This window comes from Mesorhizobium sp. NFR06 (assembly GCF_900115245.1).
In the GTDB taxonomy this organism is placed as follows: domain Bacteria; phylum Pseudomonadota; class Alphaproteobacteria; order Rhizobiales; family Rhizobiaceae; genus Mesorhizobium.
In genome coordinates, this window is sequence record NZ_FOVT01000012.1 from 29,803 (window position 1) to 43,415 (window position 13,613).

The window sequence follows — 13,613 nt, forward strand, 5'->3', positions numbered from 1 at the left end:
GGGGAGATTGGCGGCTTTCACGTCAACCCGTGCGCCGCCCTCGCCATCAGGCAGTCGTCGCCGCCGGGCATGCAGGCGCGGCATACGTCGGGGCGGAGATCGTAGATGCCGCAGGCCGTGTGCCTTCCGACCTGGCCGCTGAGCGCGGAACACCGCCCGCCCTCGCAGCGCATGCCGGACTGGTCGGCCGCAACCAGCTCGGCCGGGATACGGTCGAGCTGTGCGTCGTCCTCGGTCGAGAAGCGCGGCCAGTCGGCCGAATAGGAGCAGCAGGCGCCGCAGGCCTGGCAGTCGAACAGAGCCGTGCCATCCTCCGCCGGCCAGCCGAAATCGACCGCGGCGCCGGGCGGCCGAGGCAAGCGGCTGTGGTCGGCATCGCGCGGCAATCTTCTATTTCTTCCTGGTCTTGCGCGGCGGCTTTTGCGCTGGCTGCTCGAACAGATCGACCGCAAGCGGTTTATCGGCTTTCGGCGCGGCCGCCGGATTGGCCGGCTTCGCGGTGGTGGCCGGAGCCGGCGGCTGGTCCTTGGTGGAAAACTTGATGGCCATGTCGATCCTTGAAAAGCGTCAGTGACTCACGTCGCGGTCGACTGGTCCTAGCACACAATCATGGAAAAGGCCCGCTTTCGCCAACCATGCCGGGTCGCTGGTTGCTACGAGCGGCAGCGATAATTTTTTTGCCGGATCGGGAACCGACGCCGCGGCCGGCCGTTATTGCAATGCCGTCAGCAATCGAAAGAAAGTTGACGGTACACAAGGACGCCTCCCGCGCCGTAAAAAAGCGCGAGGGGCGTTCTTCTATATGCCGCCTACATGATCACGCTGATCATCGGCAGGATTTCATAGCGGAAGCCGCGACCCGAAAGCGCCACGGGGTCGCCGTCGGTCACGGCCCTCGCCTCGGTCTCGCTGTTCACACGCAGGATAAGCAGCCCCCAGGGACCGGCCGGATCGGCGACCGGGCCGGCCATGATCATGCTGCCTTCGCGCAGCTTGCCGCGCAGATAGTCGGCATGCCTGCCCATCAACGCCCTCTCCTCCTGCGTCATGGTGAAGGCGAAATCCGGCCGAGGCGGGATCAGCCGGCAATGGAAGATCATCGGCGCGGCTTCACGCGGTGAATGGTCGCTGGCCATCGGTCCTCCTCCAGGATTGAGACCTTGTTGCCGCGCAAACTCCAGGAAAGCGGTCTTTCCTGGAATTGCTCTATTCGTCGGGGCCGGGTTCGGGCCACGGCTCCCTTGCCGCCTCAGCATACCAGTGGCGCATCGCCGGTGTCGCCAGCACTGCATCGACATAAGCGCGGGTGACGGTCGCCAGTTCGCCGCCGTAAGTGTCGAAGCGCGTCACCACCGGCGCATACATGGCATCGGCCGCGGTGAAATGGCCGAACAGGAACGGACCGCCCTCACCGTATTGCTCGCGGCACTGGCGCCAGATCGCTTCGATCCTCGCCCGTTGCGCCTCGCCCTCGGCGTCGAGCGGCTTGTAGAGCTTCGGTCGGCGCAGATTCATCGGCCAGCCGTAGCGGACCTCGCGGAACCCGGAATGCATCTCGGTCGCCACCGAGCGTGCCAAAGCGCGGGCGCCGAGATCGTCAGGCCAGAGTTTTTTCTCCGGAAAGAGGTCGGCCAGATATTCAAGGATGGCAAGAGTTTCCCAGACGATCCTGCCTCCTCCCTTCAATGGCTCGTGATTCAAGACCGGAACCAGCCCGGTCGGCGAGACCCTGGCGAGGTTCGCGGCGGTCTGCGGCGTGCGCAGGCGCACGAAGCTCTCCTCGAACGGGATTTCCAGATGGCGCATCGCCACCCATGGCCGCAGCGACCATGAGGAAAAGCATTTGTTGCCGATGAACAGCGTGAATTCAGCCAATGTGCTTCCCCCGATTTGCCTCGAACCCGACTCGTCCACACGGAACCCGGATGCACATCAGCACGTTCTCATGCATTGGATCTCCGGGAGATGCGGAGATGGTGAACATGGACCAGATAGCGGGCCTCGCCAAGCAGATCAGGGGCTCGCTCGTGCAGGCCGTAGGCAAAGCCACGGGGAACCGCCTGATCGAGATCAAGGGCATGACGGACAAGGCCACAGGCAAAGTGCAGAAGGCTTGTGGCGATATGAAAGCCATGTGCAAGAAGGCGATGTGATCCGCAGGCCGTCGCGGTCATGTCTCAAACGTCTTTGTGAAGGCGTTGGTGAAGACGACCTCGCCGTGATCGCCGGCCGCCTCACCCAGCACGACATCGAAATTATCATCAGTCACCCTCGCCAGCGCGAAGCCGCCCATAAAGGCGGCCTTCGGCTTGACGAGGTCGAGCCCGTCGCGCCGGTAGATCATCGGCACTTCATGCTGGTGGCCATGGAAGACGGCAATGACGTTGTAGCCCTTGATCGCCGCAAGCAGCGCCCGGCGGTCGGCCTCGCCCCACCAGTGCGGGCGGCCGGCGCCATCGTCGTCATAGATGCGTTTCACCGGATCCCAGCGCTCGGTCGAGAAATTGTCCCAGCCATAATGCTGGAACAGGATGACCGGGCGGCCGTCGCCGGCATAGGTGGCGAGGTCCTGCTTCAACCAAGGCAGGCTGCTCGGCGCGCCGTGGCCGGTGTCGCCCGCGAAACGGTGCGTCTGGACGAGATGCAGGCCGCCCCAGTCCCAGGAATAGCAGTCGGTCTCGACGTCATATTCGGTTGCCGGCACCGGTGGCTTGAAGAACACGCCGGGGCGATGGTTGACCTCGACATAGTCGCGCAGTTCGCGGCGATACCAGTCGACATGCGGCGGCGAGCCGTTCTGGTCGAGATCGTGATTGCCGAGCCCGACATAGACCGGAATGTGGACGCGGTCCGGCCCGATGCCTTCCTGGTAGCGCTGGGAGAACTGCAGAAGCTGCGTGCCTTCGCTGGGCTCGGTAACCTGGCCGCCGCCATCGTCGGTGATGTCGCCGCCGGTGACGAGGCCGAGCGGCGTGCCGATGCGGGTGCCGGCCGAATGCAGGCCGGTCGAAACGCCGTTGATTTCGGCCGGCCACTTCTTGTCCGCAATGGCGTTGAGCGCAGCCACGTTGCGCAGAAGTGCGCGATCGGTCTTGCCTTCCTGCTCGCAATGAGGGCTCAAACCGCTCGCCATGCGACAGGCATGGATGTCGGCGATGAAGAGGAAAGTGGCGTCGATCGGCTGGATGCGCCGGCCGGCCTGGGCGAAGGCCCCGCGCGGGAAGGTACCGGCTACGGCGAGGCCTCCGAGCTGCGCGAGGAAAGCGCGGCGCGAAACGGTTATCGGCGAAAGGCGATTCATCGTCGCTCGATTAAACATCCTCGAACCGCGTCGTCCAGTTCCATGCCCGGCAGCGCCTGGGGACTCTTCATGCCAAGGCATGAAAAGCTCTTGGGTCGACAGCGCGGCGGGGGTCTGTCAATGCTTCGGAGCATGCATCCAGGGGAGGAAGGCATGAAAACCCTGACGTCCGGCGTGGCGCTCGCCGCGCTCGCCCTCGCCGGCGCCGCACAGGCCGCGGACTGCGTCGACGCCAAATCCGCAAAAGCCGGCTTCGTGCTTGAAAAGCCCGGCATCCGCAGCGAGTTCCGGCCGGCGCCCGGCGGCATGGTCGCGGTCGCCAACAAATACCAGTCGGACCCGCCGCAGACGCAGTACCTTTATGCCGGGCTGATCGAAGTGTTCCGCGACAGCGACACCGGGCGGGTGTCGATGATCCCGCTTGGCGACATCAAGAAACTGTTTCCGCTGAGGGCGGGCGCGAAGAGCAAGACCGAGTTCGTGCGGCTGTCGCCGAAGAAAGCGCCCAAGGGCACCGAGACGCTGGCGCTCGTCGTCAAGGGCAAGGAAACCTACAGCGTCGGAGACTGCAAATACAATGTGCTGGCGGTGAACGAGACGATCACCGACGAATCCGGCGCGGTGGTCGACCGTTTCACCGCGCTCTACTCGCCGGACCTGCGGGCGGTGCTGGCAAAGCGCTATGATGAAGGCACCAGCGCGCAGAGCGAGGTGGGCTTCGAGACGATCAAGCCGTTTGCGCGGTAGTGCCGGCCGATTTGGATTTCAAGCGAAGGCGATGCTCGCGCCCCATCATTCCTAAATTGTCTATCACAGCAACAGCCTGCGGCGTCGCTTCCGTGTCGGTCGGCCTGACGAAAGCTGGAGCCCTTCCAACCCCTTCAAGCACTCCCGCAAAACACTCGCATCTTGCGACGTCTTGGCCATCGACATGGCGCCCGAATAAGCCGCCACCGTCAACGCGGCGAAGCGGTCGGGATCGGTGCCGCGCTCGGCGCCGTCCCTTTGATCGGCGCGCACTTTGTCGGCGATCGCCTGCCGCCAGCCTGCGAATATTTTCGCCAGAACGGCGCGGAATTCGTCGTCGGCCAGCGACAATTCATGCGCGAGATTGTTGAGCGGGCAGCCGCGCACATAGCCCTGCAGTTCGAGCTCGGCAGCCACCGCCTCGAACACGGCGCGCACGCCCTCACGTGCCGAGGACGCCGCCAGCACCGGCTCGATCCAGGTCTCTCGAACCGCCGCCGCGACGCGTTCCTCAATCACCGCAAGCGCAAGCGCCTTCTTGGTTGGGAAATGGTGGTGCAGCGCGCCGCCGGTGACGCCGGCCGCGGCCATCAGATCGCCGAGGCTCGATGCATGATAGCCGCGCGACTGGAAGGATACTTCCGCCACGTCGAGCACCCGGCGGCGCATGCCTTCCGGGTCGTTGGTGCGCTTTTTGCGCGCCCCGCGCGACGGCGCTGCAATCTCTCCTGACATCGCATCACGATATCAGATTGACAAAACAGGACAACCGGTCTGTTTATGAAACAGGACAATCACCCTGTTTTGAGATTGCGACCATGAACCAAGCCTCTCGCCTTGCCTCGCCCGTGGTGGAGTTGCGGCAATACACCCTCAAGCCCGGCCAGCGCGAAACGCTGATCGGCCTCTTCGACCGGGAGTTGGTCGAAACGCAGGAAGCGACCGGCATGACCGTGATCGGCCAGTTCCGCGACCTCGACCGCCCCGATATGTTCGTCTGGCTGCGCGGCTTCGAGGATATGGAGACAAGAAAGGACGCGCTGACGGCCTTCTACGGCGGGCCGGTCTGGGCCGCGCATCGCGACGCCGCCAACGCGACGATGATCGATTCCGACGACGTGCTGTTGCTGAAACCGGCCTGGCAGGGTGCGGGATTCGACCTGTCGGGGTTGTGCCGCCCGACAGCCACCGAGGCCGAAAACAAAAGCCGGGAAAGTCGCTTAAGCGCAATTGTTGAGATAGAGATTCATCATTTGCGCCCGGGCACGCAAGCCGACTTTGCCGGGCGCTTCCAGATGCAGGCGGTTCCGCAGCTCGCGGCAAACGGTGCCCGGCTGCTCGGCGCCTTCATCAGCGAGCATGCCGAAAACACGTTTCCGCGGTTGCCCGTGCGCACCGCCGACAACGTCTTCATCGCCGTCACCGGTGTCGACGACTATGCCGCACGACACGCCCCCGCGGCATGGCGGACCCTTCTCGAAAAGGCGCGGACCGATCTGACCGGACCGACGGAAGTCTTGCGGCTCTCGCCAACGTCGCGGTCGCTGATCGGCCAGTGACAGGTGGAGACCTGCCGTCTCGACACCGAAGCAGTCCTATGCCGGCACGGCGGGAATGATCGGATGACGCTTGCTCCACCCCGCTACCTGTTCCAGGGCGTGGGATATCCTGAGCAGCCTGTGGTCCTCGTTGCGGCGGCCGGCCAATTGAAGGCCGATGGGCAGACCGGCTTTGGATACGAACAACGGAAGGCTGGCGGCTGGTTGTCCTGTCACGTTAAATATCTCGGTGAACGGAGCGAAGCCGTAGGCACGAGCCGCCCAGCCCGCGAAGTCGAACAGGGCGCCATCGCCCCGGATGCTGCCGTTCCGGGGCGGCAAATCGGCTGTGACCGGGGTCATGATCAGGTCATAGCTGTCGAAGGCTCTCGCCATCGCAAGCGATGCCCGGTGGAGCTGGCCCTGCGCCTTCAAATAGTCGACGACCGACGACCGACGGATGTGGTCCAGCGCATGCGCGCTCAGAGCTTCGATCTCATCGGGCCGCGGCGCACGGCCGATCTCGTTCGCCCGTTCGTCAATGAGCAGCGCGACCTCCGACATCCAGAAAAGGCTCCATTCCGCCTCGCCGGCAGCCTCGGGCGGAAAGCTGGCCTCGACGACCTCGTGGCCTATCTCCTGCAGAAGCAGCATGGCCCCACGGAACATCTCCTCGATCTCCGGCGCAACCGACGCGCCGTCCGGCCGGTGCGCCACGCAAGCGATGCGCAAGCGTTCGTCGGGCGACGAAAGCCAATCCAGATAGGACGGCACCGACTTCGAAACCGGGTAAGGCGCTCCTGGCTCGGGGCCTGCCGTGACGTCGAGCATTGCTGCGCTGTCGCGGACCGTACGGGAAAGAACGTTCTCTGAAAAAAGCCCGGCTCCAACCTGGTCCCGATAAGGGCCGACAGGATTGAGCCCGCGGGACGGCTTCATACCGAAAACGCCGCAACAAGCCGCAGGCACGCGGATGGAACCGCCGATGTCGGAGCCGTGGGCGACCGGCACCATGCCGCTCGCCACCGCGGCGGCCGCGCCGCCACTCGAACCGCCGGGTGTCACGGACAGATCCCAGGGATTCAAGGTCGGGCCGTGAAAGACAGGTTCGGTGACGAAGTCATTGGCGAATTCCGGCGTGTTCGTCTTGCCGAGCAAAGTCAGGCCGGCGGCCCGCCAGCGCGTGACGATCTCGCTGTCGAGCCTGGGAGAAGCATCCTTGAAGTAGAGCGACGAATGGGTTGTCGGCCACGTCTGCACATGGACGCCGGTGTCCTTGATCAGGAACGGGACGCCGGCCAGGGCGGCCCTCGGATCGCAGCGGGCGGCGGCGGAAAGCGCGCGTTCGGCATCGATAAACGTCACCGCATTGATGACCGGGTTGAGTTGCTCGATCGCTTCGATCGCCGCCCCGACAATCTCGACGGCGGAGAGTTCGCCGGAGCGGACATGGCAAGCCAGGTCCACTGCATCCAACGCCATATATTGCGAAAGATTCATAGCGTTCTTCCCTCAAGACGTCGACGGCTTCGACGCGCCGCCGAAGCTGTCGGCAGGCCCGGCAAATTCCGAGATGGCTGCCGCGACGAGCGCCGGATCCTCCCAATGCGGATTATGCCCACAATGCGCCATGGCCATAAAAAACGGGGCGGGTATTTCCTTCAGGAGCCGTTGCTGATGGTTTCCATCGAAAAGCGGATCGCGCCCGCCGGCGATGATCAGCGTTCGCGCCCGAACGGCCTGCGCCGCCGCGGTGAGGTCCGCGCTGTGGATTTCTTCCAGGATCGCGCGCCAGCGGGCCACCGGCATCGCGGAGGCGTCCTTCGCCATACCTGCGAGAAAGGCCCGCGGCACCTCGGGACCGCATTGGTGCCACCACTCAAAGAATGGATCAGCCGGCAAAATCGGATCGCGTAGCGCCTCGACGCCGGTCACCAACGGATGATCCGGCGCGAAACCGGTTTTGAGCGTGCCGGCCATGACCACGAGTCCGCCGACCAGTTCCGGCTGCCGCGATGCCAGCGCGATGGAAACCATCGCGCCCAGAGAATGGCCGACGACGACTGGCTGGTGGAGCCCTAACGTCCGGATCAGCCCGGCAATGTCTCCGGCGAAATCGGCGACGCCGCAGCCGCCGCCTACCTTCGAGGCGCCATGGCCCCGCAGGTCAGGGATGATCAATCGGCGGCCGGAAAGATAGGGCGCAAGCAGCGAAAAGCTGCGGCTGGTGTCGGTGAAGCCATGAACCAGGACGAGCGGCGGCTCCGCGCTGGCAATCTCGACATAGGCAAGGTCGAGCCCACCGACATCGATGACCTTCTTGCGGCCTGCCCAGGCGTCCTGCTCGGCCTCCTGATCCACCGGTTTCAAAACCGCCGGCCTCACAACCCGAGCTTTTCCTTGGCTGCGGCAAGGCCGGGCTTGCCGTCGAAGGTGGTGACGCCGGCGAGCCAGGCATCGAGGCGATCCTTATGCAAGGCGATCGACTTCAGCGCCCCATCCTCCGGCTTCATGCCGTCATTGATGAGATAGCCCATACCGACATTTTCCATGTCGATGTCGAAGGTGAGGTTCTTGAGGAACCGAGCGATGTTGGGGCATTCCTGCAAATAGCCCTTGCGCACCTGGGTGGTCACGGTGGCGGCGCCGAAATTCGGGCCGTAGAACTTATCGCCGCCGGTCAGGTACTTGAAGTCGTACATCGTGTTCATCGGATGCGGCGCCCAGCCCTGGAAGACGATGAACTGCTTCTCCTTAATCTCGTAGCCGACCTCCGAGAGCATGCCGGCCTCGCTCGACTCGACCACTTGCCAGCCGTCCAGGCCGTATTGCGGATCGGCAATGGCGTCCATCATGAGCTGATTGGATCCGGGCTCGATGCCGTACATCTTCTTGCCGAACTTGTCGGCGAATTTGTGCAGGTCCGACAGGTCCTTGACGCCGGCCTCCCAGGCATAGGTCGGCACGGCGAAAGTGTATTTGGCGCCGACCAGGTTGACGCGCACATTCTCGATCGAGCCGTCCTTCTTGTAGGGCTCGTAATAGGTGATCATGGCCGGGTCCCAGTAGCCGAGGAACAGGTCGAGGTCTTTGTTCTTCATACCTTCGTAGATGACGTTGATGCCGAGCACCTCGCTCTGCGGCTCATAGCCGAGGGCCTGGAGCAGGACCTTGGCCACGCCTGTTGTGAAGGCGAGATCGTTCCACCCAGGCTCGGCCATGCGAACCGCCCTGCACTGCTCCGCTTCGGCTGCATGAGCCGATTGAGCCGTTGCCATCAAAGCGGCGAAACAGATGCCATTCACAAGCATGCGCAACATTCCGGTTCTCCTCATTTTTTGAATTTGACCAATTGGTCATTTTGTTGTCCCATTGGTCAATGATTGATCTGAGCGGTCGAAAATGTCAACATCGATTCGCCTTGCATGGATGAATCCGGTGAAACTCACGCGTCTCAGCAACATACGCCGTAAGGAGTTGCGGCAGGCGGCCTTCACTGTGCTGCAACGTGAAGGGATTGCCGGCGCGACCATCGAAAAAGTCGCGGCCCAGGCAGGCGCGTCAAAAGGCATCGTGCTCCACTATTTCAAAAGCAAGCAGGAGCTCTTCGAGCACGCCTTGCGCGAGTCGAACCTCATCCTGCGCGATGCCGTGACCGCGCGGTTGAAGCAGGCACAAGCTCCAATGCAGCGAATCGACGCTATCATCGAGGGCAATTTCGAGGAGCACCTGTTCCTGCCGCCGCTTTGCCACGCATGGCTGTCGCTCTGCGCCGAGGTGCCGCGCGACGAGAAGCTGGCGCGCATCCAGAAGGTCATCCACGCCCGTATGCGCTCGAACCTGTTGTCCGGCCTGCGCGGCCTCGCGCCGCCCGAACTGGCCGAGGAGATCGTGCTCGGCGTCACTGCCTTGATCGACGGGCTGTGGCTGAGGCTCGGCCTGCAGCCGGGCAGCGTCACGCGCGAACAGGCGATCCGCCAGGTCAAGGATTATGTCGCGGGGCGGCTGGCGATGCGGCAACCGGTGGCCGTAGAACTGGCCTCGGCCGTATAAGATTCTTACCCAGATGATGAGATGGCCGCCGCGAGCGCAGCTATCCGCTCGGCCGCACTGCGGGTCGAGCGCGCGCCGGGCTGTCCCAGTCCTTGAAACCCAGCTTCCCCACCTCATCGAGTATCTGTTCGCGGATCCAGCGATGCGGCGGCTCGTCATTGCGACGGGCGTGCCAGTACATCCGCACCGCCGGCGAGGGGATGGAGATCGGCGCCCGATAGATGCCGATCGGCAAGGATCTTGCCGCCTCGACCGCGAACTGCATTGGGACGACGGCGAGGTAAGGTCCGCTCGCCACGGCCAGCGCGACGGCCTGGAAGTGCGGCAAGGCCAGCGTGACGCGGCGCGCCCGGCCTATCGCGCCCAGCGCATCGTCGGTGAAGCCCGACATCGAGCCGTCGATGGAGCGCAACGCATGCGGAAGCGCGCAGAAAAGATCGAGCGGCACTTGCTCGCCCGCGGCGATGCCCGCCTGGCCGAGCATGGCATTGTCCTTCGCCGCGATGACGGCGAAGGGCGACCCGAACAGCGGCGCGCTGGAGACCCCTTCGGCGACCTCCAGCGGGCGCTCCAGCGCCACGTCGATCTGATCTTCCTGCAGCAATTTCGAGACGTCGCCGATGGCGCTGTCGAGGAAACGGAACGAAACGCCGGGAGCCGCCGCCGCGATGCGCGCGGCAAAGGGCGGCATCAGGAGCATCGAAAAGAAATCGGCGCCCATGAAGGTAAAAGTCCGTTCGAGCGTTGCCGGATCGAAGTCGGTCGCCGGCTGGAAGGCACGCTCGATTTCGCGCAGCGCCGCGCGCACCGGCTCGGCCAGGCTTTCGGCGCGCGGCGTCGGCACCATGTCGTTGCCGCGCCGCACGAAGAGCTGGTCGTTGAGCGCGTGGCGCAGGCGGTTGAGCGCGGCGCTCACGGCCGGCTGGCTGAGGCCGATCTGCTCGCCGGCGCGGGTCACGCTCTTCTCGCGCAGAAGCGCGTCGAGCACCCTCACCAGATTGAGATCGAGCGCATTCAAATTCATCGCATCAATCCGCCCCATACGATCATTCGATTTCCATCGCCCGTCCGTCCCTGGTTAGGTCGCATCGACGCCGCTTCAGCGGCTAAGGGAGACCAGCGATGACAATGATCAACACGACCGTGGCAGGCAAGGAACTCCTTTGGTTCAACAACACACTCGTCGCCATACAGGTCTCGTCGGCCGACGGTGAGGATGGCATCTGCGTCATCGAGCATCGCGTGCCCTATGGTGACTCCCCGCCGCTGCATGCGCACCGCAACGAGGATGAGGTGTTCCACATCCTGGAAGGCCGGCTTCGCTTCCAGATCGACGGCCGTGAACGGATCGTCGGCGCCGGCGAGACGGTGCTCGCGCCGAAAGGCCTGCCTCACACCTACATAGTCGAGTCTCCCGAAGGCGCGCACACGCTAACCGTCACGCGCGGCTCGGATTTCGAGACGATGGTGCGCACGGCAAGCCGTCCCGCCGAACGGCCGGACTTGCCGCCGGCGGCTGAGCCGACGCCGGAAATGATCGCGGTGCTGACGCATATCTGTGCTGAGAATGGAATCGATATAATCGGGCCGCCGATGGGTAGCTAATCTCCCCCCTTGTGGGGAGATGTCCGGCAGGACAGAGGGGGGCGCTGTCCCGCCAGCCTTCCGCTCCTGTTCGAAGGCGGCGGGGAGGATTGTCGATGCGTAATCCTGAGCCACCGTGTCCGTTACCTCGTCTTCCAGACGCGCGATCCTTCGCGCCCCCCTCTGCCCTGCCGGGCATCTCCCCCACGAGGGGGGAGATTGGCCTACCCTTCAACCGATTTGCATGCTCCTCGCCCGCAATCTCCGCTTGAAGGGTTTTGTGCAACGCGATACGCCCTTGCGCAAAATCGACAGATCGGAGACTTCCCGTGGGCGCTCAAAAGACCAGAACCGAAACCGATACGTTCGGTCCCATCGAGGTCGCGGCCGACCGCTATTGGGGCGCGCAGGCGCAGCGTTCCTTGGGCAATTTCAAGATCGGCTGGGAGAAGCAGCCGGCTTCGATCGTGCGGGCGCTCGGCATCGTCAAGCGTGCGGCCGCGGAAGTGAATATGGAGATGAAGCGGCTCGATCCGGCGGTCGGCAAGGCGATCGTCGAAGCCGCGCAGGAAGTCATCGACGGCAAGCTCGACGACCACTTCCCGCTGGTGGTTTGGCAGACCGGCTCGGGCACCCAGTCCAACATGAACGCCAACGAGGTGATCTCCAACCGGGCGATCGAGATGCTCGGCGGCGTCATGGGCTCGAAGAAGCCCGTGCATCCCAACGATCACGTCAATATGAGCCAGTCGTCGAACGACACCTATCCGACGGCAATGCACATCGCCTGCGCCGAGCGGGTCGCGCACCACCTGATCCCTGCCCTGCACCACCTGCACAAGGCGCTCGCCGCCAAAAGCAGGGAGTTCAACCACATTATCAAGATCGGCCGCACCCACACGCAGGACGCCACGCCGCTGACGCTCGGCCAGGAATTCTCCGGCTATGCCGCGCAGGTCGCCTCGTCGATCAAGCGCATCGAGCAGACGTTGCCTGGCCTGCAGGAGCTGGCGCAAGGCGGCACCGCCGTCGGCACCGGCCTCAACGCGCCGGTCGGCTTCGCCGAGAAGGTGGCGGACCGCATTGCTTCGATCACCGGGATTTCCTTCGTTACCGCGCCGAACAAGTTCGAGGCGCTGGCCGCGCACGATTCCATGGTGTTCTCGCATGGCGCGATCAACGCAGCGGCGGCAGCACTCTTCAAGATCGCCAACGACATCCGCTTCCTCGGCTCAGGTCCGCGCTCGGGCCTTGGCGAACTGTCGCTGCCGGAGAACGAGCCTGGCTCATCGATCATGCCGGGCAAGGTCAATCCGACCCAATGCGAGGCGCTGACGCAGGTTTGCGTGCAGGTATTCGGCAACAATGCAGCCCTCACCTTCGCCGGCAGCCAGGGCCATTTCGAACTCAACGTCTACAATCCGCTGATGGCCTACAATTTCCTGCAGTCGGTGCAATTGCTGGCCGACGCTTGCGTATCCTTCACCGATAATTGCGTGGTCGGCATCGAGGCGCGGGAAGACAACATCAAGGCAGCGCTCGAGCGCTCGCTGATGCTGGTGACGGCGCTGGCGCCGACGATCGGCTACGACAACGCCGCCAAGATCGCCAAGACCGCGCACAAGAACGGCACGACCTTGCGCGCGGAAGCCCTGGCCACCGGCCTGGTCAGCGAGGCCGATTACGACCGGCTGGTGCGGCCGGCGGACATGACGCATCCGGGGTAAGGTCTTTTTAGCGGGTGAAATTTTCTCGTGTCGCAGCGTAGGGCGACATGAATTTCGCTCCGGTTATGCGATCGCAGAAACATGCGCCCTGTGAACAATGTGTCACCAGATAAGCGGCTTTGGTGAACAGTCTCCATCGTCTATCTGACGGACTATTCAACCCATTCGGAGACTCGCCATGTCCATCAACACCTCTACCGCCGGCACCGGCACCGCCTCGAACAGCTCCACCACCATCCTGCTCGGCCGCATCCTGCTCGCCGTCATCTTCCTGCTTTCCGGCTTCGGCAAGCTCACGGCCATTTCCGGCACCGCTGGATATTTCGGGGCTCTCGGCCTGCCCGTGCCGACCGTGACGGCTGTTGTCGTCGGCCTGATCGAGCTGCTCGGCGGCCTTGCCATTCTCCTCGGCTTCCAGACCCGGATCGCCGCCTGGGTGCTCGCCATCTTCACGATCGCCACCGGGCTGGTCGCCCATACCGGCTGGGCCGACCAGATGCAGATGATCCAGTTCCTCAAGAACCTCGCCATCACCGGCGGCTTCATCCTGCTCGCCTCGTCGGGCGCCGGCGCCTATTCGATCGACGCCAGGCGCGGCTGAGCCCTTTCCTCCCAAGGCCGAAATGAGAGCGGTGCGGAATTTTCCGCGCCGCTTTTTCGTTT

Annotated in this window: 17 protein-coding genes; 7 read left to right on the top strand and 10 right to left on the bottom strand. The window is 63.9% G+C overall.

The window, feature by feature from the left end; genetic code table 11:
• Nucleotides 1–17: 17 nt before the first annotated feature.
• From F3H96_RS20385 to F3H96_RS20395, 4 genes are all read right to left on the bottom strand, one after another.
• Entirely contained in the window at nucleotides 18–299 is a 282-nt protein-coding gene (locus F3H96_RS20385; RefSeq protein WP_244620090.1) for a YkgJ family cysteine cluster protein, read from the bottom strand.
• A gap of 91 nt (nucleotides 300–390) precedes the next feature.
• Nucleotides 391–549, bottom strand: a complete 159-nt coding sequence (locus F3H96_RS30615) for a hypothetical protein (RefSeq protein WP_188131468.1) — start codon at nucleotides 547–549, stop codon at nucleotides 391–393.
• Between the two features lie 260 nt (nucleotides 550–809).
• A complete protein-coding gene (locus tag F3H96_RS20390) occupies nucleotides 810–1,136 on the bottom strand; it encodes a YciI family protein (RefSeq protein WP_244620079.1) in 327 nt (108 codons plus the stop codon).
• Between the two features lie 70 nt (nucleotides 1,137–1,206).
• Nucleotides 1,207–1,875 (bottom strand): glutathione S-transferase family protein, encoded by a 669-nt coding sequence (locus F3H96_RS20395; RefSeq protein WP_149803526.1) that lies wholly within the window; start codon nucleotides 1,873–1,875, stop codon nucleotides 1,207–1,209.
• Between the two features lie 98 nt (nucleotides 1,876–1,973).
• Here F3H96_RS20395 and F3H96_RS20400 point away from each other — a divergent pair, with 98 nt between their 5' ends.
• Entirely contained in the window at nucleotides 1,974–2,153 is a 180-nt protein-coding gene (locus F3H96_RS20400; protein ID WP_149803527.1) for a CsbD family protein, read from the top strand.
• Nucleotides 2,154–2,170: 17 nt separating this feature from the next.
• Here F3H96_RS20400 and F3H96_RS20405 read toward each other — a convergent pair whose 3' ends face one another.
• Nucleotides 2,171–3,301 (bottom strand): metallophosphoesterase, encoded by a 1,131-nt coding sequence (locus tag F3H96_RS20405; RefSeq protein ID WP_188131469.1) that lies wholly within the window; start codon nucleotides 3,299–3,301, stop codon nucleotides 2,171–2,173.
• Nucleotides 3,302–3,454: 153 nt separating this feature from the next.
• On the opposite strand from F3H96_RS20405, the gene F3H96_RS20410 reads away from it, so the two are divergent.
• Nucleotides 3,455–4,048, top strand: coding sequence for a hypothetical protein (locus F3H96_RS20410; protein WP_149803529.1), 594 nt, complete (start codon nucleotides 3,455–3,457; stop codon nucleotides 4,046–4,048).
• A gap of 63 nt (nucleotides 4,049–4,111) precedes the next feature.
• On the opposite strand, the gene F3H96_RS20415 is transcribed toward F3H96_RS20410, so the two are convergent.
• Nucleotides 4,112–4,717 carry a TetR/AcrR family transcriptional regulator gene (locus F3H96_RS20415; RefSeq protein ID WP_188131481.1) on the bottom strand — a complete coding sequence of 202 codons (606 nt, stop codon included), beginning with the start codon at nucleotides 4,715–4,717 and terminating at the stop codon, nucleotides 4,112–4,114.
• An 83-nt stretch (nucleotides 4,718–4,800) separates the two neighbouring features.
• Between F3H96_RS20415 and F3H96_RS20420 the strand changes: the two genes are divergently transcribed.
• Nucleotides 4,801–5,607, top strand: a complete 807-nt coding sequence (locus tag F3H96_RS20420; protein ID WP_348530070.1) for an NIPSNAP family protein — start codon at nucleotides 4,801–4,803, stop codon at nucleotides 5,605–5,607.
• 36 nt (nucleotides 5,608–5,643) lie between these two features.
• On the opposite strand, the gene F3H96_RS20425 is transcribed toward F3H96_RS20420, so the two are convergent.
• The 3 genes from F3H96_RS20425 to choX are packed head-to-tail and all read right to left on the bottom strand — an operon-like array spanning nucleotide 5,644 to nucleotide 8,906.
• On the bottom strand, nucleotides 5,644–7,068 hold the full coding sequence (locus F3H96_RS20425) for an amidase (protein ID WP_188131470.1): 1,425 nt from the start codon (nucleotides 7,066–7,068) through the stop codon (nucleotides 5,644–5,646).
• A 30-nt stretch (nucleotides 7,069–7,098) separates the two neighbouring features.
• Nucleotides 7,099–7,971, bottom strand: a complete 873-nt coding sequence (locus F3H96_RS20430; RefSeq protein WP_348530071.1) for an alpha/beta hydrolase — start codon at nucleotides 7,969–7,971, stop codon at nucleotides 7,099–7,101.
• Nucleotides 7,968–8,906, bottom strand: coding sequence for a choline ABC transporter substrate-binding protein (gene choX / locus F3H96_RS20435; RefSeq protein WP_149803533.1), 939 nt, complete (start codon nucleotides 8,904–8,906; stop codon nucleotides 7,968–7,970). The genes F3H96_RS20430 and choX overlap by 4 nt, the downstream gene beginning before the upstream one ends.
• Nucleotides 8,907–8,988: 82 nt before the next feature.
• Here choX and betI point away from each other — a divergent pair, with 82 nt between their 5' ends.
• The gene (betI, locus tag F3H96_RS20440) at nucleotides 8,989–9,639 is read left to right on the top strand and encodes a transcriptional regulator BetI (protein WP_149803534.1); all 651 of its coding nucleotides are present in this window, start codon (nucleotides 8,989–8,991) and stop codon (nucleotides 9,637–9,639) included.
• A 40-nt stretch (nucleotides 9,640–9,679) separates the two neighbouring features.
• Here the strand turns inward: betI and F3H96_RS20445 are convergent, their stop codons facing one another.
• Nucleotides 9,680–10,663 (bottom strand): LysR family transcriptional regulator, encoded by a 984-nt coding sequence (locus F3H96_RS20445; RefSeq protein ID WP_149803535.1) that lies wholly within the window; start codon nucleotides 10,661–10,663, stop codon nucleotides 9,680–9,682.
• 98 nt (nucleotides 10,664–10,761) lie between these two features.
• On the opposite strand from F3H96_RS20445, the gene F3H96_RS20450 reads away from it, so the two are divergent.
• The 3 genes from F3H96_RS20450 (at nucleotide 10,762) to F3H96_RS20460 (ending at nucleotide 13,551) form a co-directional block, all read left to right on the top strand.
• Complete coding sequence (locus F3H96_RS20450) at nucleotides 10,762–11,244, top strand: cupin domain-containing protein (protein WP_149803536.1); 483 nt, start codon at nucleotides 10,762–10,764, stop codon at nucleotides 11,242–11,244.
• 308 nt (nucleotides 11,245–11,552) lie between these two features.
• A complete protein-coding gene (gene fumC / locus F3H96_RS20455) occupies nucleotides 11,553–12,950 on the top strand; it encodes a class II fumarate hydratase (protein ID WP_149803537.1) in 1,398 nt (465 codons plus the stop codon).
• Between the two features lie 178 nt (nucleotides 12,951–13,128).
• Nucleotides 13,129–13,551 (top strand): DoxX family protein, encoded by a 423-nt coding sequence (locus tag F3H96_RS20460; protein ID WP_149803538.1) that lies wholly within the window; start codon nucleotides 13,129–13,131, stop codon nucleotides 13,549–13,551.
• Nucleotides 13,552–13,613: the final 62 nt, after the last annotated feature.